Source organism: Rheinheimera metallidurans (assembly GCF_036983985.1).
GTDB classification, from domain to species: Bacteria; Pseudomonadota; Gammaproteobacteria; order Enterobacterales; family Alteromonadaceae; genus Alishewanella; species Alishewanella metallidurans.
The window spans coordinates 479707-500744 of sequence record NZ_JALAHQ010000003.1 but is presented as its reverse complement, the minus strand read 5'-3'; the positions used below and the strand labels follow the sequence as shown (position 1 = coordinate 500744).

Genomic DNA, 21038 nt, shown 5'->3' with positions numbered 1-21038 from the left:
TTGCGCCGAATTAAAGCGCCAAGTTTACAACTGTTATCAGTTTACTAAAATGGTATCGAGCAATAACTGCGCGTCAAACATCTGTTGTAACTGCTGCACATTTTCGTCTTGCTGTAATAAGCTTGTTACGTAGACCAAACGCTCTTGCACAATTTTTTGCTGAATACTCAATGGGCTAGTTGGCACCTCAGCTTGATAACTTATCTCAACCGTTAATGACTGATTAAAACTATGCTCTAACACTTGCTGCAGCTTTACCCGAAAATTATCGCTATCTAAATGCTGCTGACTTTGTGCAACCGCAAGCTTTAATGTATTACCGTTTAGCTGCATTGCTGAATTAAGCAAAAATAAGCGACTAAGGCCACCGGTATCAAGCGTTTCTACTCGCGCAGCCCAAGCATCTACTTGCGCGGCAAAGCGAATAGAGAAATTCTGTTCATTAATGCTGCCGTCAAATTGCTCCATCGTCGGCGCAGCAATATTTGCCGTGGCCACAACAGACTGCTGCATATCTTGTTCATAATGCTGCCATAATGCATCGGCTGAGGCAGCATCATATTGCGGAATATCGCTGTCGCTAGTGTCATAGTTATCGTCAAAGTCTGGCTCGACTGTGCTATTAACGACCGCTGTTGCGGGGCTAATTGGCAATTTGCCATCAGCAGTGGCCTTAGCTAAATTTTGCGCCGTTGCAGTGGCAACCGGCGCCTGTGGCTGCGCTACAGATACCTGCACCGCCGGCGTTGTAACTATCGCCTCTGGCACAGAAGCATGCGCCTGGGGGCGCTCAGGCTTTTTTTCCGGTGGTGCTGCCGTAACGTGCACCCCGCGCCGGGCCATAATCCCTGCAATTCCAGGAGCAATACCAACAGAGGCCTCGGCTGCAACCTCAGTAACCTCAACGTCAGTAGCTTCGGCTGCTGGTTCAGGAATGCTTAGCGCTTGCAGTGGCATCGCTGCCTCAACCGGAGCATTACCTTCGGGTATTTGCTGCTTTGGCGCATCAGCGTGCGCTGCTGACTTAACAGTTTTACTAACCGCGGCTATAACTGGTCGACTAACCGCTGCCGCATTGGGTGTTTGAGCTTCAGGAATAAATGCCATGGCACGTAATAGCGCCATTTCCAGCCCAGTTAATGGATCTGGTGCATAAGGTAGCTCTTTTTTGCCACTAATTAACAATTGGTAATATAGCTGCACCTGAGCCGGTGCTAGGGTATCAGCCAATTGCTGAACATATTCCTGTTGCGCGGAGAAACTCGCGGCACTAGCGCTAAACTGCGTTAACGCGGTTAAATGCAATAACGACAGCATGTCGTCTAATACTTGCGAAAAATGGCTTTGCTGCTGCACCAAGGCCGCCAACTGAGTTTGCAGCTGCTGTACATCTTGGTTCAGTATTGCTTGCAACAATAGTTGCGCCCAGCTTTGATCAAGAAACCCCAACATAGTACGCACGGTGTCTAACGTAATATTAGCGTTACTTTGCGCAATGGCCTGATCGGTTAAGCTTAACGAGTCACGCAAACTGCCTTTTGCCGCACGCGCTAACATAGTAAGTGCTTCAGGCTCGTTTGGAATTTGTTCTTCGCCAAGAATAAAGGCTAAATGCTGCTCTATTTGCTGAGGGCTTAATGCAAGTAAGTTAAACTGCAAACAGCGCGATAATACGGTAATAGGTAGCTTTTGCGGATCCGTAGTTGCCAGCAAAAACTTTACGTGCGGTGGCGGCTCTTCTAACGTTTTTAATAATGCATTAAAGCTATGCTTCGACAGCATGTGTACTTCATCAATAAGATACACTTTAAACCGACCACGGCTTGGCGCATATTGCACGTTATCAAGTAAATCGCGGGTGTCTTCAACCTTAGTACGCGACGCAGCGTCAATTTCCATTAAATCGACAAAGTTACCGGTGTCTATTTCTAAACAAGCACTACACTGCCCGCAAGGGGTTGCAGTAATACCTTGTTCACAGTTTAAACTTTTAGCAAAAATACGTGCGATCGTGGTTTTACCGACACCTCTAGTACCGGTAAATAAATAAGCATGATGCAGCCGATTATTATTAAGGGCATTACCAAGCGCGTTTTTTACATGCTCCTGCCCAACAAGTTGGCCAAAATGCTGCGGACGCCACTTACGCGCTAATACCTGATAACTCATACGGCTGTTGATATCTCAGTTGGTGTGTTGGCTAACAGACTAAACTTAATCGCCACTATACTCAACCAGACTAAGAATATTTAGCCCCGCCTGCTCCAACCTTTTAACACCACCTAAATCTGGCAGTGCAATAACAAAGGCAGCATCATCAACAATACCACCCAGCTGCCTAACGAGTTTGGCTGTCGCATCAATAGTGCCGCCAGTAGCTAATAAATCATCAACTAATAACACTTTATCACCAGCACTAATCGCGTCGGCGTGCAGTTCTAATGCGTCTTCGCCATATTCTAGCTGGTAACTTTGTGAAATACGCTGACGCGGCAGCTTGCCTGGCTTGCGTACTGGCACAAAAGAAATGCCCATCGCATACGCTAACGGCGCACCAAAGATAAAACCACGTGACTCAGTACCGACAATTTTGGTAAAACCTTTACCGCTGTATAGCTGATAAAAGGCATCAATAACTTTTTTGAAACTTGGGCCATCTTGCATCAAACTAGTTACATCACGAAAGACAATACCCGGTTTTGGGTAGTCAATAACCGTCTTAATAACCTGTTTCAACTCAAGCGCTAATGCTTGCTTATCCATATCAAAAACCTTTATTAAACGTCCCGAGTGGGACAAAAAAGCCGCCCTTAGGCGGCCTTAATATTATGCAGTGCATTAGGATAAAGCTTGAAACCAACCGATAATTGGTGCCAAGCATAATAAAGCGACAAATGCGCCAACCAAGGCTAAAAACTGCCATAGATTAAACGAGTCTTTGAAATTTTCGTCAGTCATTGCACTACTCTTCCGTTATCAGAGATATTTAGGTGTTAATGGTAATAGATTTTACCTTCTTTTAAAAGATGGGCTGTGATTTTAGCGTAAGCTATTAGAGACACAACCTTATATTACATTTTCTATCTCAACATTAGGTAAAAATATATTTTAAGGTCCAAATACCAATTAATCTCACTTAGCGAACTTATTCCGCCACAACAACCTAACTATCGGACTAATTACGGCGGTAAACTAATTTATAGATAGAACCTGAACGCCTACATCATATTATATATTTACTACGCTAGCTTGATAGAAAAAACTATTTCTCTCCAATATGTTTGTCAAAAAACTCCAGCATTTTGTTATATAGCGCAACTCTATTTTCTAACTTGTAGAAGCCATGGCCCTCTTCCCTTACCATCCATTCATAAGGTTTACCAATGCCATCCAACGCTTTTTTTAGATTATTCGCATGTATAATTGGTACTCGCACATCTTTAGAACCATGCACAATAAGGAGTTCAGCTTTAATTTTATCTACATGATGGACCGGTGATATTGAACGCAGATATTCACCACCTTTACCAACATGAGAACTCATATATTGTTCTATATTACGACTACGACTGGCATCAGAGCCATCACCATTAAAAAATAATGGCATATCGTATACTCCAACATAGCCGACACTGCACTTATACAGGTCTGGCTCCTTAATAACTCCCCACAATGCGGCATAACCACCGTAACTACCACCAAAGATACATATCCGTGACGGATCGGCAAAACCCTGTTCTATCGCCCATAATGTGCCGTCGGTTACGTCATCTTGCATACTTTTCCCCCACTCCAGACGACCAGCCCGCTGAAAGTCCTCACCGTAACCACCTGAACCACGAAAATTAATATTTAATGTCGCATAACCACGATTGGCGAAAAACTGCGCTTCCCTGTTAAATCCCCAATTGTCGTAAACACCAAAAGGGCCACCATGTACATTCACAATCAGAGGCGCGTTCTTAGGAAGACTAGCTGGCATAGTTAACAAACCATGGATAACTTTTCCATCACGAGCTTTAAATTCAATACTTTGCATAGCAACTAATGTATCTTTCTTTAACTTATCAAGAGCGGACGCCAGATAACGCGCTTCTCCCTTTTGGATATCATATAGAAAGAATTCGCCGGAGCTTTTATCTGAAGAGACGACAAATAAAGCCAAAGTACCGCTTTTATTAAACGACGTAATGGCAACGAGTTCGTCAGGAAATGCAGCCTGTATACCCGCCAACAACTTAGCGTCTTTATGCTCTGTATTAATGAACTGGGTTTCATTTACTGTTGCAACATAACTTACCGCCAGCACATCGCCCTCGTGGCTGTAAAAGGCCCGGCCAATATCAGAATACGCATGTCGCGCTACTAAATGTAAGGTTGACGTTTCAAAATCATATTCAAATAAACCACTTACATCACTAGTCGCCATGTCATGATTGGATGAAAAATAAGCTCTTTTATTGTCTGAAGAAAAGCCCAGTGGATAAACTAGAGGATTATTACGCTTAGACTGCAAGTTAAGAGTTTGCCAGTTATCATTTTTTTTGTAGTGAATCACTGTCTTATTTTCATCAAACGTTTTCCCTTCAATAAACTCGATCCCAAGTCTCACTTCACCACTATTATCAGCAATAAGGCTCGCAATTACGCCTGCTGGCTGTTCATTTAAATATCGTTCTTTACCACGATTAATATCAATCGTGAAAGCACGCATACCATTTTTTTCTGCAAAATGTCGCTTACCAATTAAAATACGATCTGGCTGGTCTGGCAATAAATGTAATAAAGTGTAATCAGAACGCTCGGTGCGAAACAATTCTACGCGGCGGCTTCCATCAATATTAGCTGCATACAAGTTTAACGGGGAACCAGACATACTATCCAGATTACCAGTGACTTCCCTTACTTCCATCAGTACCCGGCCATTATTCGCCCAATGGAAATTAATCACATGCATATTCTCACCGAACGCAAAACCAGATAAAATTGCTTTATCTTTTAACCGCATGACCGCAAGCTTAATTTCTGATTCCTCTTGGTAGCTAAACGCAATATGTTTTCCATCAGGTGACAGTTTCATATTGTTAAACTTAGCATGCTCAAAAAAATTTTCTATTGGCACTTGTTCTGTAGCTAATGCCGGTAACGCCAACATTAATGAGAACACGCATATAAATATAATACCCCGCATAAATCACCTCAAAATATACTATTTACAATTCCACAATACAGCAATTAAAACAGACTTGTTTACCGCTATTTAAATAAATACACCACTTTATATTCCGGCTCGACTAAGTAAGTCAATTAGTAAGCATTAGATAAAAAGCCATTTTACAGCCAAAAAAAAGCCGGTTTTCACCGGCTTTTGTTAACGAACTATATTAGAAACGCTGAGTATAACGGATGTAAGGTACACGACCCCACGGGCTATACATATAATAGTCATAGCTGGTGCCGTAAAGTTCTGCATCTGCAGGCGCTTTATCGGCAACGTTATTCACACCTACAGAAATAGTTGCATCCCAAGGAGCATTATAACTTGCTTGAATATTATGAATAATCCAGGTTGGAATATGATCAACAAGAACCTCGCCACCACTCAAGTAACGATCATCCTGGCTAGCAGTGGCACTAATGTTCCAGTTAATACTGAAATCACCAACTGCTAAAATATTGGTCAATGTAGCTTTGTACTTTGGATAACCATAATCACCAGAAGCATTATCGCCACCGTTAACTGAATATTTTTGAACGTAACTAGTAGTAAAGTTATTACGTAACTGCCCCCAACCTAAATCGAAGTTAGTTTGCGCACTAAAATCTAAACCATTAGTTTCAACTTTACCTAAGTTAACAGAACCTAATTGAGCTCCAGTGATAGCACCTGCTAGCTGATTACCTTCAAACGAAACACCAACACCTAAAGCAGGGTTTGGAAAGGTGGTACCGTTAGGGAACTGACTAACTCCTGAAGGGCATACAGACACTGTGCCTCTTAAACAGCCAACTGCAGTAGCTAAGCTGGTAGAACTAATGCTGTCAGTAATCTCAATATTATAATAATCAACCGACATGTTAAGCCAATCGCTCGCTTCCCATACTAAACCTAAACCATATTGTTTAGACTGTTCTGATTTCAAATTCACGTTACCCATAGAGTAAGTATTTACTTGAACTTGAGCAGTGGTACAAGGCGAACCAGTAAGAGCAATACATGTAGCCTCATCACCAGTGTACGCTGCACTAAAAGCTGGCTGCAAGCTTATGTCGCGTAAAGTTGGTGCACGGAAGCCTTCGCCATACGATGCTCGCACTAACAATTCAGCAGTAGGACGCCAGCGAGCAGCAATCTTTGGTGCAAAGTCACCACCATAGTCGCTATATTTGTCATAACGTCCTGCTATTTCTATATCAACAGAGTCAATTACAGGGAAAAGCATCTCACCATAAATAGCTCTAACATTTCGGCTACCGCCCGCAGACGAACCTGACGAACCTGATACCTGGCCAGCTCCAGATAATAAATCATACTTATCTTGGTAATCTTCTTCACGGTATTCAGCACCGACTGCCGCAGAAGCAATACCACCTGCTAATTCAAACACATCGAACGAAGCATTTGCATAAACTTCTTTAACTGAAGAGTGCATGTCACGTGACGTAGTCGCGGTCATGCCCAAAGATTTTGGATCGCCCGAAAATGGGTCATAGATATTATAAGCACCTGAAGTAATCTGCGGCTGAGCTAAACCGGCCACAACGTAGTTCTCGCCCATGTTTATAGCACGTGATTTTACATAACGAACGCCAAAATCAAGACTAACTTCACCAATAGTGCCTTCGAAGCCAGCGGTGAAATCTGTTGTAGTATTTTCAACGTGGTTATCACGCGGGCCTAAGGCAGCGAAACGATGGTATAATGACAGATCTTCATTAGCATACTGCGCATAAAATGCATCATAATTAGGGTTAAAGCCACCGTCGGCTGGGGCAGTACCTGGATGGTTTGGGCTACCAGCTTCTATTGTAATAGCACCGCCTGCCCACGGAGAAGATGGCAATGCTGCAAATCGACCAAAACTGGTTACCTGATTAAAACCACCATTTACATATGTCGACCAATCATCGTTTATCTGATAATTCCCACGGCCAAACAACGACAAGTTCTTCACGCTAGTTAAGTTTGCAGACGTAGCACTGTGATTAAATTGACAAGTTTTGTTAGCAGCCGTGCTACCTGTTAAATAGTACAGATCACTATCATCACCATTCGTACATAGTCCAGGCACAGCAGCTCCAAAATCTGGATGCTTTAAACGACCTGCAGCACCTAAAGATGAAGCATGTACATATTTACCATCAACAAGTAACTTTTGGCTAAAGTTATTCGAATAAGAAGATGCACCTGGATTGTCATCTGTATACCAGTAATCGCGATCGCGCGTATAGATCACGTCACGGCTATTGAACGATGCACCAAACAGTACTCTGCTCTTATTTCCGGCACTACCAATAACGAAACTCATTTCTTCGGTATCGCCGCCTGCGTTTGTTGGTTTGCCTAAACCATAAGAAAACTCTACACCCTCGAAATCTTTACGTGTAATTATATTTATTACACCAGCGATAGCGTCCGAACCGTAAACAGCAGAAGCACCATCTGATAACACTTCGATACGCTCAACTGCAGCCATTGGAATTGAGTTTAAATCTTGACCCGAACCTAGAATAGGCGACGTAGGTGTACGACGACCATCAACTAATATTAGTGTACGACCGGCACCTAGGCCACGTAAGCTAACTTGAGCTGCTCCACCACCGCTACTACCAGACGTAGACTGGTAAGAACCGAAAGAGTTGAAGTTAGTATCACGCATGAAATCAGCAACTGATATATCACCGCTGGCTTTAAGTTCAGCACTACCAATAATTGTTACCGGTAGCGCACCTTCCATATCTGTACGTTTTAAGCGTGAACCTGTTATTTCGATACGCTCGACCTTTTTAGCTGCCTCATCTTCTTCCGCAGCATTTACAGACGCTGCAAATGCAGTAGCAGATGCCGCGCCAAAAATTACAGCTAAGCGCACAGCTTTGCTTAATTTATTATTCGTAAACATGTGTTTCTCCCTGGACCGCTGTAGTTAGCAGTTCTATTTTTAATCATTGTCAATATTTTATAACGTATGACACTCCGTTCAACTCGGAAAACCGCCGAGCTGTCGAGCCCGATGATAAACTCAAGCTTTCATCAGGGTCAACCTATTTAATGAACTTTTCCAAAAACTTGAAAATGAATATTTATTTTAACTATGGGAATAAAAAAAACGGCTGAAAAACCAGCCGTTTTTATATTGAATTACAATGATTTAGTCGACATTAGAATTTTAAGCTAACACTCGCTTTGTAAGTACGGCCTAGCATGTCGTAATAAGCAGGGAAGGTGTTACCGCTGTTATACGAAGTAGACGCCGCTTCACCACCAAGTACTGGTGCTTTCTTGTCTAGCAAATTATCTACACCTAAGCTTACACTTATAGCATCGGTAATATGATAATTTGCATACATATCAAAATAACTAAATGACGCAATTTGACGGAATGGCGCATAAGTATCATTAGCCAGACTAGTTTCAATATCTATTGAACCTAAGTAACGCCACAATAACGATACTGATAAATCTTCGTAATTCCACGTAGCACGTTGATTTAAACGCAATTTATGCTGAGGATTACAGTTAGTTCCGTAAAAACCATTACAGTCAATAACTTCTGAAACAGACGAGCTTAAACTTTCAACTTTAAGATACTTATTTACACTACCGTTGAAGTCTAACGAGCCTAAATCAGCTAAATCGAAGCCAAAGTTATAAGCAACCTCAACGCCACTGGTACGTAAATACGCTAAGTTGGTTGTGTAAGCTTCTACACCAGCCCCAGAAATAGTTAGGCCACCACCAATACGATTAATCTGTGCACATTGCGCCGTATTGCCTAGTACATAACAGCCATCTAGTATTTCTTGCGGCGTGTTCTCGCCAATATAGCCATTAACATCAATATCATAATAATCTACTGAGAACTGTACACGTTTTACTGACTCAAACTCAGGCGTCCACACTAAACCTGCGGTAAAGGTATCGGCTTTTTCAACATCAGGTAACTCGTTAGGATTCGAACCAGCGCGAACGTTTACTTGCCCACTAACAATGTCATCAACCGCGCCTACTTGCGCTGCCGTCATACCTGTTGCGATACAACGCGCAGCAAGTGTTGCATCAATATTGCCCGCATTAGCTATAGAACAAGGATCTTGCTGAGCGTTCTCTAAACCAGAAGTCAGCGGAGCGTATAATTCGCCTACGTTTGGTGCACGTGTTGCCTGTTGTTTCATCACACGAAATAGTAACTCGTCAACTGGACGCCACGCTATACCTAACTTCCAGCTACCGTTTTCACCAACTGTATTGTAATTGGCGTGACGATAACCAAACTCTAATTCGACCACATCGGCAAAAGTAGCATCTTCAATTAATGGTAATTTGCCTTCGACAAAAACTTCATTAACTTTAAATGAACCACCTACAGGTAATGAGTTACCACCGGCACCACCTAAACAGCTCGCTGGTGCAAGTTTTAAACACTCATCTGGATCATATTTTGCAACTTCTTCGCGGTATTCATAACCAAAACTAACACCTAGTGGTGATTCAGCAAAAGGTGAGACGACAGAGCTAATTTCGCCATCAATTATTGCTGATAGCACACGTTGCTGGTACTTAGTAGAAGCAAACGCAGTAGCAGACGCGTAAGATGCCATTTCAGGTGTAATAGTGCCAAAGCCACCAAATACGTTTAATGGAACACAACCAGGCCCAGATAAACACTCGGTTGTTGAAACAGCATTTAATGCATTAGCAATGTTAGCAACGTTAGTGTAGCCAGCGTTCATTTCTACCCGATTAGTTTCACCATGCTGAAATGACACATCGTACGCCCAGTTATCATCAATAAAACCTTTCATCCCGCCTAAAATTTGGAATTGGCTGGTATTAAAAGTAGTAGAGCGCGCACCTAACTCTGGCGTACGACGACTTACGGTAAGCAACATAGAGTCAGCACTATCAACAACACCGTTGTTGTTTGTGTCACGCCATGTTTCATAACCAGCTACGTTTAATTGACCAATAGCAGCGTTAGAGCCATTGATAATAGCATCTCTAGATTGAGTGCTTAAAAATGGGTTAGCCATAGGCACCCAGAAGGTTGAACCGAAAATACCTGATGGCGCTACTTGCTGGCTTACAGATGTGTTTGTGAAGTTAAACGTACCATAAACGGTATGCTCATCGGTAAGATCATAATGCGCCATTGCTGTCGCACTATAACGATTTGATGGTGTTTGATAATAGTTGAATGGGTTAAAGTTAAAATCGCTACAACGAGGGCCTAACACTAAAGAACCATCATCGCGGAATTGACCGCTAACAGAAGGCACGCCTGCTACACCAACCCGTGTCGGAATACCAGTACCACTGCCACCACCCGGGGCAACGACGTTCGGCGTACTACCGCCACACAATGGGTCAGCCGGACGAGTAGGTGGTGTTCCTGCCAAAAATTCGGCGTAATTATCGCCTTCTGCCGTTCCAATGCCGTAATTACCTAAACTACGCTGACCTAAAAGCAGAGGATCCCGGTCTAACCAACTAAAGGAAACTACCGCATTACCTTTAGAGTCATCAAAGTTACCGCCTAGTGTTAACGCTATATTTTTTGTCATCGCATCAGCTTTCGATGTACGCGAATGCGACATGTCTAATGCGACACCTTCAAAATCATTTTTCAAAATAACGTTGATTGCGCCAGAGATAGCGTCAGAACCGTACACTGCAGATGCGCCGCCTGTAACGATATCAACGCGGTCAACTAATGCTGTTGGTATAGTTGAGGTATCAACGCTACCTCCTAGGTTATAAGGCACCATGCGCTTGCCGTTCATTAACACTAAGTTACGGTTTGAGCCTAAGCCTCTTAAGTTAACCGTTGCTGCACCACCGCTGCCGTTATTTACGTTACTGTTATCGCCAGGCAAAGTTGCAGCTAGGTTGCGAAACACGCGCTCCATTTCAGGCTGTTGCTGTTGTGCAATTTCAAGCTCACCAATAGTTGCAATCGGACTTGTTGATACAGCATTCGCGCTGCGAATACGGCTACCCGTAATTTGAATTTTCTCAATCGATTTTTCTGCCGCAACAGTATCTTCCTGTGCATTGGCCATTGCAGAGTGCATGGCTAATGTAGAAACTGCACCAAAAGCAATGGCTAAACGTACAGCCTTAGCTAATTTATTATTCGTATACATGTGTTTCTCCCTGGATCATTATTCATCTATTTTATTTTTAAAATAAAAAACCTTTAATCGCGCAAAAAACCCCGCTCACACCTTAAAACCTAACCTTAACACCACTTGATAATAAGCTTTATTTTTTAATATCGTCAATGGTTTTACGGAACAATTTATTAGTTAGATTGTCAGGAGCTGTAATTTTGTAAAAAATGGCCGTGCTGATGCCTAGTTAATGCATATTTTCTAGGGTTTCCCGCTAAATATAGGCTAAGTTAATCCCTCACCGGTACATTACAATTTTGCTAGTCTCCTCTTATGCGTATACAATCAAACAACTGTATATAAATACACATTAATTATGTTAACTGAGCAGCTAAAAAGCAAAATACGTGCGATACATACGCGCTTAAAAACCACGCTACCTAATTACCAAGCACGGGCTGGGCAAAATCAGTTGGTGGCGGAAATTGCGAAAATTATTTCGGGTACTTATCATCGTCGTGAGCGTATTGGCTTAATTGAAGCAGGTACGGGTACCGGTAAATCGTTGGCCTATATGTTGGCGGTTATTCCGTATGCGCTAGCGCAGAAAAAAAAGGTGGTTATTGCTACTGCAACGGTGGCGCTGCAAGAGCAGTTGGTAAATAAAGATCTGCCGTTTTTTCAGCAACACAGCAAACTTAACTTTGAATTTAGCTTAGTAAAAGGCAGGCAACGTTATGCTTGCATTGAGCGTTTACGCCAGCAGCAAAAGCACCCAGAATTATTTGCTACAGTGCAAGATGCGGCATTTGACTGGCAACAACTGCTAGATAAATGGCAACAAAGACAGTGGCTTGGCGACAGAGACACGCTTAGCTCGCCTTTAGCCGAGGATATGTGGCAACGCATTGTGGCCGACCCTATGCATTGCCATAAAGGTGATCGACGCCATGCTACCTGCCCTTTTCATCTCGCACGTGCAGAAATAGCCACTGCTGATGTATTAGTAGTAAACCATGCCTTGCTACTGGCCGATTTAGCTAGCGGCAATAGTATTTTGCCACCACCTGAAGAAACTCTTTATGTTATTGACGAAGCGCATCATTTGCCCGACATTGCCCGTGATTACTTTGCGGCTCAAGCGCAGTTAAGCCACAACAGTGTGTGGTTAGAAAAAGCGGCAAAAGCTATTCAACAGCTAATTACGTTGTTACCGGCAACAGTAATGAAAGAACTGCTGCGCTTTGACGATAGCTGTAACGAGCTAAATAGTTTATTAAAACCGATAGAGCGCTGTATTAATGAATTTAAACCGCGCTGGTTTGCCGATAAAACCGAACATCGTTTTGTTGATGCCGCGTTGCCTACTCTCATACAGCAACAAGCCGAGCAGCTAGCTCAGGTAAGTCAAAAAGCACTAAACCAGTTAGATAAAGTGCAGCAACACATGCAAGACTGTATAACAGAGCAGCAATTGCCACTAAAGCAAAGTTTAAACTTATTACAAGAGCTAGGTTACTTGCGGCAAAAAATCGAACAACAACAAGCGTTATGGCAACTGTATGCGATGGAGCAGCAAAAAAATGTCTATCAAGCACGCTGGGTTGAGTTAAATAATCAAAACCAATATGTCATTGGCCATGCCTGCCCGCTTGGTGTGGCAAATAAACTAGAACAGCTGCTATTTAGCGACGCTTTTGCCGTTATTTTGTGTTCTGCTACGCTTACTGCGCTTAATTCGTTTCAGTATATTAAGTACGATCTAGGGCTAAGCCAATTTGAAGGCGTACAAACGCTGCAAGTATCGTCACCGTTTGATTATCCGCAGCAAGGTCAGCTGATTATTCCAAAAATGAAAACCGAGCCGACAGAGCAAGCTTATACCGACGAGCTAGTATTATTATTGCCTAAATTTTTGCCAGATGATCAAGCTAGCTTAGTGTTATTTGCCTCATATTGGCAAATGCAGCAAGTAGCCGAAGCACTGCGTAGCAAAGGTTTTTCATTGTTAGTACAGGGCGAAGCTTCACGCCAAGCTCTATTGCAACTGCATAGTGATAATTGCAAACACAACAACCGTAGTATTTTATTTGGTACGCAAAGTTTTTCTGAGGGTTTAGATTTACCCGGTAAGTTATTAACTAATTTGGTTATTACCAAACTGCCGTTTGCTGTGCCAACCTCGCCATTAGAAGAAGCTTTAGCCGAAGCCATTACGCGCAAAGGCGGCAACCCCTTTATACAACTGACTATTCCTGCGACGGCAAAAAAACTGGTACAAGCTTGTGGTAGACTATTGCGCCAAGAACAGGACAAAGGCAGGATAGTTATTCTGGACCGACGCCTAGTCAGCAAATCATATGGTAGCGCTATGTTAAATGCGCTGCCGCCGTTTAGTCGTAACATAGAGTATTAACAGGACATGCCTTGTTTGCTGAATTAGCCGTAGAACCCTCAGTATTGCTGATCCTCTGCACCGTTGCTTTTATTGCTGGCTTTATTGACGCCGTTGCCGGTGGCGGTGGTTTACTTACTGTACCAGCATTACTTACTGCCGGTTTACCACCCCATGTGGTGCTAGGTACTAATAAACTGGCAGCTACCTTTGGCTCGCTCACGGCGTCGGTAACCTATTATCGTAAAAAACTATTTAACCCCACTTTTTGGCGACGTAGCTTAGTTTATACTGCTATTGGCGCCGTACTGGGCACCCTTGTTGTCGATCTTATTAGTAAAGAAGCTCTCGAAAAAATATTGCCTATTCTTATTTTGCTGGCGGCAATTTATACCTTATTTAACCGCATGCAACCTGATGACCGGCTGCAATTACCGGAGCAAAATAATAAGCTGTTTTGGCAACAACGCGGCCAGGGTTTAGTATTGGGGTTTTATGATGGTATTGCTGGGCCAGGTGCCGGTGCCTTTTGGATGGTATCAACCATGGCTATGTATCGGATAAACTTGCTACTAACCTGCGGTGTAGCGCGCACCATGAACTTTATTAGCAATGGCTTTTCATTAGTGGCATTTATTGCCCTTGGTCATGTTAACTTTGCGCTGGGTATTGCCATGGGCTTGTGCCTTATGCTGGGTGCTTGGTTGGGTGCGCATTCGGCCATTAAATTTGGTAGCCGTTTTATTCGCCCGATGTTTATTACTGTGGTTATTGCCATCGCCCTGCGCTTAGCTTGGCAAGCTTGGAGTAACTAATGGATTTACTGGGCACCTTGGCGCATCAATTACAGCAGCTTAAACAGCAAGCGGAACAAATTGATCAACAACCCAGTTATGGTAAACCACAAAACTGGTTCGACAGCTCGGTGTTTAGCTGTCGCTCACCGCATTTAACCGACTACGTACTTGAAGCGCAGCGACACTTACAGCATTTACAAACAAACAACCTCTCTAGTGCCACCAAACAACGTTTAGTGCAACGCTTAAGTGAGCAAACCAGCGCGCTAACCCGTGCCTTTCGTAATGTCGATACTAGGCACAAACCGGCGGCTAAAGCCGTAAAAGTAAAGGCCGCAGTACAACAGCTTAGCGCTACTAGCCAACAGCTTTATCAGCAACTTAGCGATACCCAAGAGTTTGAGCGACGGTTATTAGACATGATAAGTCTGGCTAATCGCGATAACTCGGCAGATGCGATACAACGCAGTTTAGCGCTGCATGCTAGGCTAGGCCGTTGTCGTAAAGCGTTAACCGATATTGAGCTACAAATTCAAGATTTAGAGCAACGAAACTAAGATTATGCCGCAAGCCCTACCAGCTATGCTGTATCACCCTTGCTATAGCGACCTTCAGTTACCAGAGCGTCACCGCTATCCCATTACTAAATACCGTAGGCTATACCAAAGCTTGCTTGATATTGGCGTGCCGCCTAGTGCATTTACAGAGTCGATAGCGGTTAATACAGCACAATTGGCCCAGGTACACTGCCCTGCGTATATTCAAAGCCTGCAAGATGGCAGCATCGATGCCAAAGCGATGCGCCGTATAGGTTTTCCTTGGTCAGCCGAGCTATTTGAACGTTCGTTACATTCATTAGGCGGCACCTTACAAACAGCCCAAGCCGCATTACACAGTGGCATCGCCTTACATTTAAGTGGCGGCTATCACCATGCGTTTTACGCAGAAGGCTCTGGTTTTTGTTTATTTAATGATCTTGTCTTTACCGCAAAAACCATGCTAAACCACGGTGTCGATAAAATTTTACTAGTTGATTTAGACGTACATCAAGGTGACGGTAGTGCTGTAATGTTGGCTGATGAGCCTGGTATTATTAGCTGTTCGATACACTGCGAAAAAAATTTCCCGTATCGCAAGCAACGTTCTGATTGGGATCTAGGCTTAGCCAAAGAGTGCACCGATACAGAATACCTAGATAGCGTACAACAAAGCCTATACAGCTTACTTAACTGGCATAAGCCTGATCTGGTTATTTATGATGCCGGCGTTGATATTCACCAGCATGATGAACTTGGTTTATTAACTATTTCTACGCCAGCGCTGTATCAACGAGACCTGCTGGTGCTGCAAAGCTGTGTTGAGCGCGCTATTCCGGTAGCCGCTGTTATTGGTGGCGGCTACCAACGCAATGTTGATGCGCTAGTGCACCTACATTTACAACTTTTTAAGGCGGCGTTTACGCTATTAGGCTCACATTTCGCCAGCGAAATAGAAACCTAAACGGCGTTTAATTTCTGGCGGCAGTGCCGGTAAATCTGACTTAGGCAATAAGAACGTGGCCATATGAAATAAATCGGTAAAAATACGGTTTTTCTCTGTCGTACGCTTTAGGTAATCATGGCCAGATGAGCCACCGGTGCCTATTTTCGTACCCAGCATACGTTGCACCATCATGGCGTGCTTATAGCGCCAGATGGTTAGCAGTTCATCAATTTCAGTTAAGCAGGTTAATAGTTGGAACGGTAAATTAAATACCGGCTCTTCCTGATACAGCGTAATAAACAATGCCGATAACATGGCACGCTGGCTTAGGCGAAAACTGCCTGCTTGCTGTAATTGTTGGTATTTTTCATTATCTAATAATGCCGCAAACTTGTCGGCAGTACGCTCAATTTCGGCTAATTGTTGTTGCCGGTCTTGCTCGCTCATTTGTACTATTGCCTGAACCGTAGTTTTATCTTCAGCCAGCATGCTTTGTGTTGCTTCGCAGTACATTTGCCAAAAGCTAAATTTTTCCAGCTCTAAAAATGGCATGCGTTCGAGCCACTTTTCAACCCGCTCAAATAAGCTAGGTTGGTGCTCTAGTTGTTGTAAAAACTCACGGTCTTTATCATTTAATCGGCTGTAAAATGAGTTTTTGTCAAAGTCGATGCGAAAATCGCTTTTTAAACCTAAGCCAATCTCTAACATTTTAAACTGAATACTTTGAAAGCCTGACGCAGGCACCAAATAATCGCGAAACGACATAAAGTCTTGCGGCGTCATGGTTTCTATTACGCTAATTTGCTGATTTAGCAATTTTTGAATGGTGATAATACGCTTAAGCTTATGCAATACGCCGGTTAATTGCTGATCTTTCACTTCTTCAGCAGCAAACACCTCAATTACCGCTTTTAACTCGTGTAAAATTTGCTTAAACCATAGCTCGTAAACCTGGTGCACAATAATAAACAGGGTTTCGTCATGGGCTTCATTGCCATACTTTGCGCTTTCTGGTGCTTGTGCGGTTAGCACCTTATCTAGTTGTAAGTAATCGCCGTAATAACAAGGTGTGGTATTTTTTTGCATGAAGGTTCTTCTATTATTATTTTATAAACGCATATCAGTTTGTAAACATTGTAACAGCCACTTGGCGTAACTCAATCTTTCAGTGGTGTTTTAAGCCAAAGCTGATTATGCTCTGCTATAGACATTAACAGCATGAGGTTGCTATGACACTGGACAACGATATACACAATTATTACGAAAAGTTGACGTTAGAGCATATTGTTGAATTAGGTTTAGACCAAGATAAAGACGCTGAATACCTAGCCGATTTATGCTGTATTTCTCTTAACCTATTGCCGCCTCGATACATTAGATACGAAGTAGATATGGCGTTCTATTTACCACAAAGTGAACGTTATGAAATGCAAATGAAGGTACAAGAAGCAGTAACCAGAGCCAGACAGTTTTTGGATGGTAATGAGTGAGCGTTAAACTAGAACAAGCGCCAGCGCATATAAAGTTGGCGGTCGATTTGATTATGTTGTTTGAACAACAACAAATTGACAACGATACTATTTTGCAAGCTTTAGATATTGTAAAAAAAGACATCGAGCATAAGCGGGGTTTGGGTGGCAACCCCACCAGCCACATCCCGGCACATACATCATAAACTGTGGCTGCTTCCTTCCGGACCTGACCAGGTTCGCCTACTAGTATTGCGAGAGGACCAATGGAGTTACCATTGAACTGCTGAATGCTCAGCAGGCGCGCATTATGCTAAAAAGCTTAGGCTGTTGCAAGCCCGATACCGCTTGATTTATTGTCAATTTAAACCAAGTACCCATTTAAAGTGGTTTCAGTAACAAGGTTTTATATTGCTGCAAGCGCTTTTTAACGGTTTTCTGGTGAGCTGGCCCTAAACGTAGCAGCTGTTTTTGTGCGGCCGGTAATTGCTCAATTGCTGGATCAGCAAACTCGTACATCACCGATGATCGCGTAAGCTCTAATGGGTACTCAAGCTCAGGCGTTGCTAATAACTCATCAATTGCGTCCACAACACGGCTTTTAAATAATTTATCGGGGTAACCCAGTTCAGCATAAGCTTGCTGTAATAATGGCTCATAGCGATTAAATAGCTTAAGTAACTGCTCTGGCGGTACGCTATCCAGTAATTGTACATAAGGCGTGTAACGAGCAAAGCTGGTGTCATCTAGCTGCATCTTGGCGTTATCTGCAACAGAGAACTTTTCTTCAAGTGGCTGTAGCACTGGAAACCCTTTTACCAGCTGACCTTGAGCGATATTATCTACCTGCACCGTAAAGTTACGCAGCATATCTTCTGTAACAAATAGCGCAGCTAATCCCGGCTGCCAATTTAATGCCAGTAAGCGCTCTTTTACTTCAGGGTCAGAGTCATCTAATGTTGGAATAATAGTATCGACTTCAGGTTCTTTCACTACTTCTGCAACAATTTCAGGTTCAACCGTGTTTATCACAGTATCTGTTTTAGGTTCAGTTAAATCAGGTTCTAGCAACGGTTCAGGCTCAAGCACCTGAGCTGGTTGTGGCACAATTTCAACTGGCGGCATTAAGTTAACTGGCACTTCGGCTACCTGTTCTTTACCAAACAACAGCCATACTGCGATAAGTATTACCACTACCACCGCAGCAATGGCTAAATAATAGACTTGTTGCTGTTTACTCGACTTTGGTTCGGTCATAACACCCTCGATAACTAACTTACGGCACAACACGATAAAGCGTTGCATTCTGTGATGATTCCAGCAATATATTAAGCAATGAGCCTGTAGTCTGGAAAAAGTTCAACTCTTTATGTCTGAGCATAATAATAAACCCACTAAAAAAACCGCCCTATTATTAACAGGTGGTGGTGCCCGAGCAGCTTATCAGGTAGGCGTATTAAAAGCGATTTCGCAGCAATATCCTCGTAGCAGTAAACTACCATTTCAGATTATTAGCGGTACTTCTGCTGGTGCAATGAATGGCGTTGCTATGGCATGTTATGCCTCCTGTTTTCACTTGGGTGTGAAAAAACTAGAATGGATTTGGCGTAACTTTCATACCAGTCAAGTTTATTATGCTGATTACTTTCGCGTATTTCGGCAATTATTTCGCGGTATGTTCAGTGCTTTTCAAGCGGATTATGCCAATAAAAAGCCGGTTAGCTTATTTGATAACAAACCGCTGCGACAAATGCTGACTAAGGTGCTCGATTTAAAACGTATCGATCGCAATATTTTAGGCGGTTATTTATCTAGTGTGTCGGTTACTGCATCTTGCTATAACAATGGCGACTCTATTACCTTTTTTCAGTCTGACGAAGCGTTAGAGTGGCGCAGAGCCAAACGTTGCGGTCAGCGGACACTGCTAGGTGTGCACCATTTAATGGCGTCAGCTTCTATACCAATGGTGTTTCCTTCGGTACGTATTCACCAGCAATACTTTGGCGACGGTTCGGTAAATCAACTAGCACCGCTTAGTGCGCCAATTCATTTAGGTGCAGATAAAATTTTTATTGTTGGTGTTGCCGATCCACGAAAAAATGAACCGGCGCAGCGCATGTTACACCACCCTGATATAGCCACTATTGCCGGTCATTTATTAGATACGGTATTTACTGATTCGCTAAACTCCGATTTAGAGCGTATGCAACGGGTAAATACTACGGTAAATACTATGCGCCAACACGGTGTAACCACGGAATTAAAGCCGCTGCAAAGCTTTGTCATTAACCCAAGTCAAAATTTTGGTCAAATTGCCAGCGAACATTTTCTGTCTTTACCAATAGCAGTGCGCACCATACTAAGAATGACCGGTATTCGTCAGCATTCAGATTCAAGTTTGGCCAGTTATCTGTTATTTGAACGGCACTACACCAAGCGGCTAATTCAACTAGGTTATGACGATGCCATGGCGCAAATGGACAGCATTATGCAGTTTTTGCGCGAAGATAATGACGACTAGCTTAGGTGTCGTCAAAGCTTTGACCCAAAACGTCATTAAATACATAACAGACTGATTAAAAACAATATTTAATTTATGGCCTATTTTTTGCTTAGTTAACAAAAAGCAATAATGGACATCATCATGGAATACTTATTAGCTCAAGACGTCGCTCTGAGCTCGGCGCCTAGTTATGCTGCGATGACTAAGTTACCGCATTGGTCGCAGTTACCTGAGTGTTCCGAGCAAAGCTTAATTAGCCAGTTGCAAACCACATTGGAAATTCAGCAACAGTTGAATATTGTTTCAATGGCTGCAGGCAAAGTTTTGCCGCTTTCAGCATTGTCGTTAAAAACCGCCGTCGGTGATTTTATCGCCATCGGTTCAAGCCAAGCGGAATTTGAACATCGCAGCGTGCTGGTGCTAAATCAACAATGTTTAGCTGAGCTAATTTATCACAGCGACTACCCCTTTACTCCTATGGTACAGCGCGAGTTATTACTATTGGAAAGTGAGTGGTTATTTGCCTTACGCAATGCGTTAGTGGTTAGCCGATTACAACAAATGGCGTTAAAAGATACGCTTACTGGTTTGGGCAATCGCCGATTTTTTGACGATAGCTTTGCCAAAAATGTGCAACTGGCAAAACGACATCATGAACGCTGCACCCTAATATTGTTAGATTTAGATAATTTTAAACAAGTTAACGACACTGCTGGACATAGTGCCGGCGACGAAGTGCTACTGGCAGTAGCTGATTGCTTGCGCGATACCTTACGTGCAACGGATACCCTGTTTCGTTTTGGTGGCGACGAGTTTGCGATAATTTTATCGGAACAAGATACCGACAATGCCGAGTTGGTAGCGCGACGCTTGGTTAAAGTAATAAATCAGCACTTTTTATGTCAACAGTATAACGTTAGTGCTAGTGCGGGTTTAGCGACGTTAACGGCTGAACAAACTGGTCAACAATTATTTTCCGCAGCAGATACCGCGCTATATGCGGCTAAAGCAGCAGGTAAGCGCACAGTTTGCATTGCCTAACTAGTCGCGGTTTAACC

General features: G+C 43.0%; 14 protein-coding genes, 1 other RNA gene and 1 pseudogene. 8 read left to right on the top strand and 8 right to left on the bottom strand.

The features are described 5' to 3' along the window. Positions 1-36: 36 nt before the first annotated feature. From dnaX to MN199_RS11365, 5 genes are all read right to left on the bottom strand, one after another. Positions 37-2169 (bottom strand): DNA polymerase III subunit gamma/tau, encoded by a 2133-nt coding sequence (dnaX, locus tag MN199_RS11385; protein WP_335739493.1) that lies wholly within the window; start codon positions 2167-2169, stop codon positions 37-39. 45 nt (positions 2170-2214) lie between these two features. After that, a complete protein-coding gene (apt, locus tag MN199_RS11380; RefSeq protein ID WP_335739492.1) occupies positions 2215-2763 on the bottom strand; it encodes an adenine phosphoribosyltransferase in 549 nt (182 codons plus the stop codon). A gap of 499 nt (positions 2764-3262) precedes the next feature. Further along, the gene (locus MN199_RS11375) at positions 3263-5191 is read right to left on the bottom strand and encodes a S9 family peptidase (protein ID WP_335739491.1); all 1929 of its coding nucleotides are present in this window, start codon (positions 5189-5191) and stop codon (positions 3263-3265) included. Positions 5192-5384: 193 nt separating this feature from the next. Next, complete coding sequence (locus MN199_RS11370) at positions 5385-8123, bottom strand: TonB-dependent receptor (RefSeq protein WP_335739490.1); 2739 nt, start codon at positions 8121-8123, stop codon at positions 5385-5387. Between the two features lie 259 nt (positions 8124-8382). Next, on the bottom strand, positions 8383-11367 hold the full coding sequence (locus MN199_RS11365; RefSeq protein WP_335739489.1) for a TonB-dependent receptor domain-containing protein: 2985 nt from the start codon (positions 11365-11367) through the stop codon (positions 8383-8385). A gap of 343 nt (positions 11368-11710) precedes the next feature. Between MN199_RS11365 and dinG the strand changes: the two genes are divergently transcribed. From dinG to MN199_RS11345, 4 genes are read left to right on the top strand one after another with little or no spacing between them, the layout of a single operon-like run. Next, the gene (gene dinG / locus MN199_RS11360) at positions 11711-13750 is read left to right on the top strand and encodes an ATP-dependent DNA helicase DinG (RefSeq protein ID WP_335739488.1); all 2040 of its coding nucleotides are present in this window, start codon (positions 11711-11713) and stop codon (positions 13748-13750) included. 11 nt (positions 13751-13761) lie between these two features. Then, entirely contained in the window at positions 13762-14544 is a 783-nt protein-coding gene (locus MN199_RS11355; protein ID WP_132584765.1) for a sulfite exporter TauE/SafE family protein, read from the top strand. Beyond that, positions 14544-15083: a primosomal replication protein PriC gene (gene priC / locus MN199_RS11350; protein ID WP_132584767.1), complete on the top strand. Its 540-nt coding sequence runs from the start codon at positions 14544-14546 to the stop codon at positions 15081-15083. The genes MN199_RS11355 and priC overlap by 1 nt, the downstream gene beginning before the upstream one ends. Positions 15084-15087: 4 nt before the next feature. Continuing rightward, positions 15088-16026, top strand: a complete 939-nt coding sequence (locus MN199_RS11345; RefSeq protein WP_132584769.1) for a histone deacetylase family protein — start codon at positions 15088-15090, stop codon at positions 16024-16026. Here MN199_RS11345 and MN199_RS11340 read toward each other — a convergent pair. Further along, entirely contained in the window at positions 15997-17094 is a 1098-nt protein-coding gene (locus MN199_RS11340; protein ID WP_335739487.1) for a tryptophan 2,3-dioxygenase family protein, read from the bottom strand. The genes MN199_RS11345 and MN199_RS11340 overlap by 30 nt on opposite strands. Before the next feature lie 143 nt (positions 17095-17237). Here MN199_RS11340 and MN199_RS11335 point away from each other — a divergent pair, with 143 nt between their 5' ends. Both MN199_RS11335 and MN199_RS14795 read left to right on the top strand, forming a co-directional pair. Next, complete coding sequence (locus MN199_RS11335; protein WP_132584773.1) at positions 17238-17498, top strand: late competence development ComFB family protein; 261 nt, start codon at positions 17238-17240, stop codon at positions 17496-17498. Next, a pseudogene (locus MN199_RS14795) lies at positions 17495-17620 on the top strand (DUF2496 domain-containing protein); the annotation flags it as partial. The gene MN199_RS11335 and the pseudogene MN199_RS14795, both read left to right, overlap by 4 nt. Positions 17621-17649: 29 nt before the next feature. On the opposite strand, the gene ffs reads toward MN199_RS14795, so the two are convergent. Together ffs and MN199_RS11325 are read right to left on the bottom strand one after the other, a co-directional pair. Next, positions 17650-17746: signal recognition particle sRNA small type (ffs, locus tag MN199_RS11330), an RNA gene on the bottom strand. A 112-nt stretch (positions 17747-17858) separates the two neighbouring features. Further along, positions 17859-18782 (bottom strand): DUF3014 domain-containing protein, encoded by a 924-nt coding sequence (locus MN199_RS11325; protein ID WP_335739486.1) that lies wholly within the window; start codon positions 18780-18782, stop codon positions 17859-17861. A 64-nt stretch (positions 18783-18846) separates the two neighbouring features. On the opposite strand from MN199_RS11325, the gene MN199_RS11320 reads away from it, so the two are divergent. After that, complete coding sequence (locus MN199_RS11320; protein WP_335739485.1) at positions 18847-19998, top strand: patatin-like phospholipase family protein; 1152 nt, start codon at positions 18847-18849, stop codon at positions 19996-19998. A gap of 123 nt (positions 19999-20121) precedes the next feature. Then, positions 20122-21021, top strand: a complete 900-nt coding sequence (locus tag MN199_RS11315) for a GGDEF domain-containing protein (protein WP_335739484.1) — start codon at positions 20122-20124, stop codon at positions 21019-21021. Positions 21022-21038: the final 17 nt, after the last annotated feature.

Excerpts from the sequence above, each read along its gene's own strand:
- dnaX (WP_335739493.1), bottom strand. The coding sequence starts at position 2,169 with ATGAGTTATCAGGTATTAGCGCGTAAGTGGCGTCCGCAGCATTTTGGC.
- apt (WP_335739492.1), bottom strand. The coding sequence starts at position 2,763 with ATGGATAAGCAAGCATTAGCGCTTGAGTTGAAACAGGTTATTAAGACG.
- MN199_RS11375 (WP_335739491.1), bottom strand. The coding sequence starts at position 5,191 with ATGCGGGGTATTATATTTATATGCGTGTTCTCATTAATGTTGGCGTTA.
- MN199_RS11370 (WP_335739490.1), bottom strand. The coding sequence starts at position 8,123 with ATGTTTACGAATAATAAATTAAGCAAAGCTGTGCGCTTAGCTGTAATT.
- MN199_RS11365 (WP_335739489.1), bottom strand. The coding sequence starts at position 11,367 with ATGTATACGAATAATAAATTAGCTAAGGCTGTACGTTTAGCCATTGCT.
- dinG (WP_335739488.1), top strand. The coding sequence starts at position 11,711 with ATGTTAACTGAGCAGCTAAAAAGCAAAATACGTGCGATACATACGCGC.
- priC (WP_132584767.1), top strand. The coding sequence starts at position 14,544 with ATGGATTTACTGGGCACCTTGGCGCATCAATTACAGCAGCTTAAACAG.
- MN199_RS11345 (WP_132584769.1), top strand. The coding sequence starts at position 15,088 with ATGCCGCAAGCCCTACCAGCTATGCTGTATCACCCTTGCTATAGCGAC.
- MN199_RS11340 (WP_335739487.1), bottom strand. The coding sequence starts at position 17,094 with ATGCAAAAAAATACCACACCTTGTTATTACGGCGATTACTTACAACTA.
- MN199_RS11335 (WP_132584773.1), top strand. The coding sequence starts at position 17,238 with ATGACACTGGACAACGATATACACAATTATTACGAAAAGTTGACGTTA.
- MN199_RS11325 (WP_335739486.1), bottom strand. The coding sequence starts at position 18,782 with ATGCAACGCTTTATCGTGTTGTGCCGTAAGTTAGTTATCGAGGGTGTT.
- MN199_RS11320 (WP_335739485.1), top strand. The coding sequence starts at position 18,847 with ATGTCTGAGCATAATAATAAACCCACTAAAAAAACCGCCCTATTATTA.
- MN199_RS11315 (WP_335739484.1), top strand. The coding sequence starts at position 20,122 with ATGGAATACTTATTAGCTCAAGACGTCGCTCTGAGCTCGGCGCCTAGT.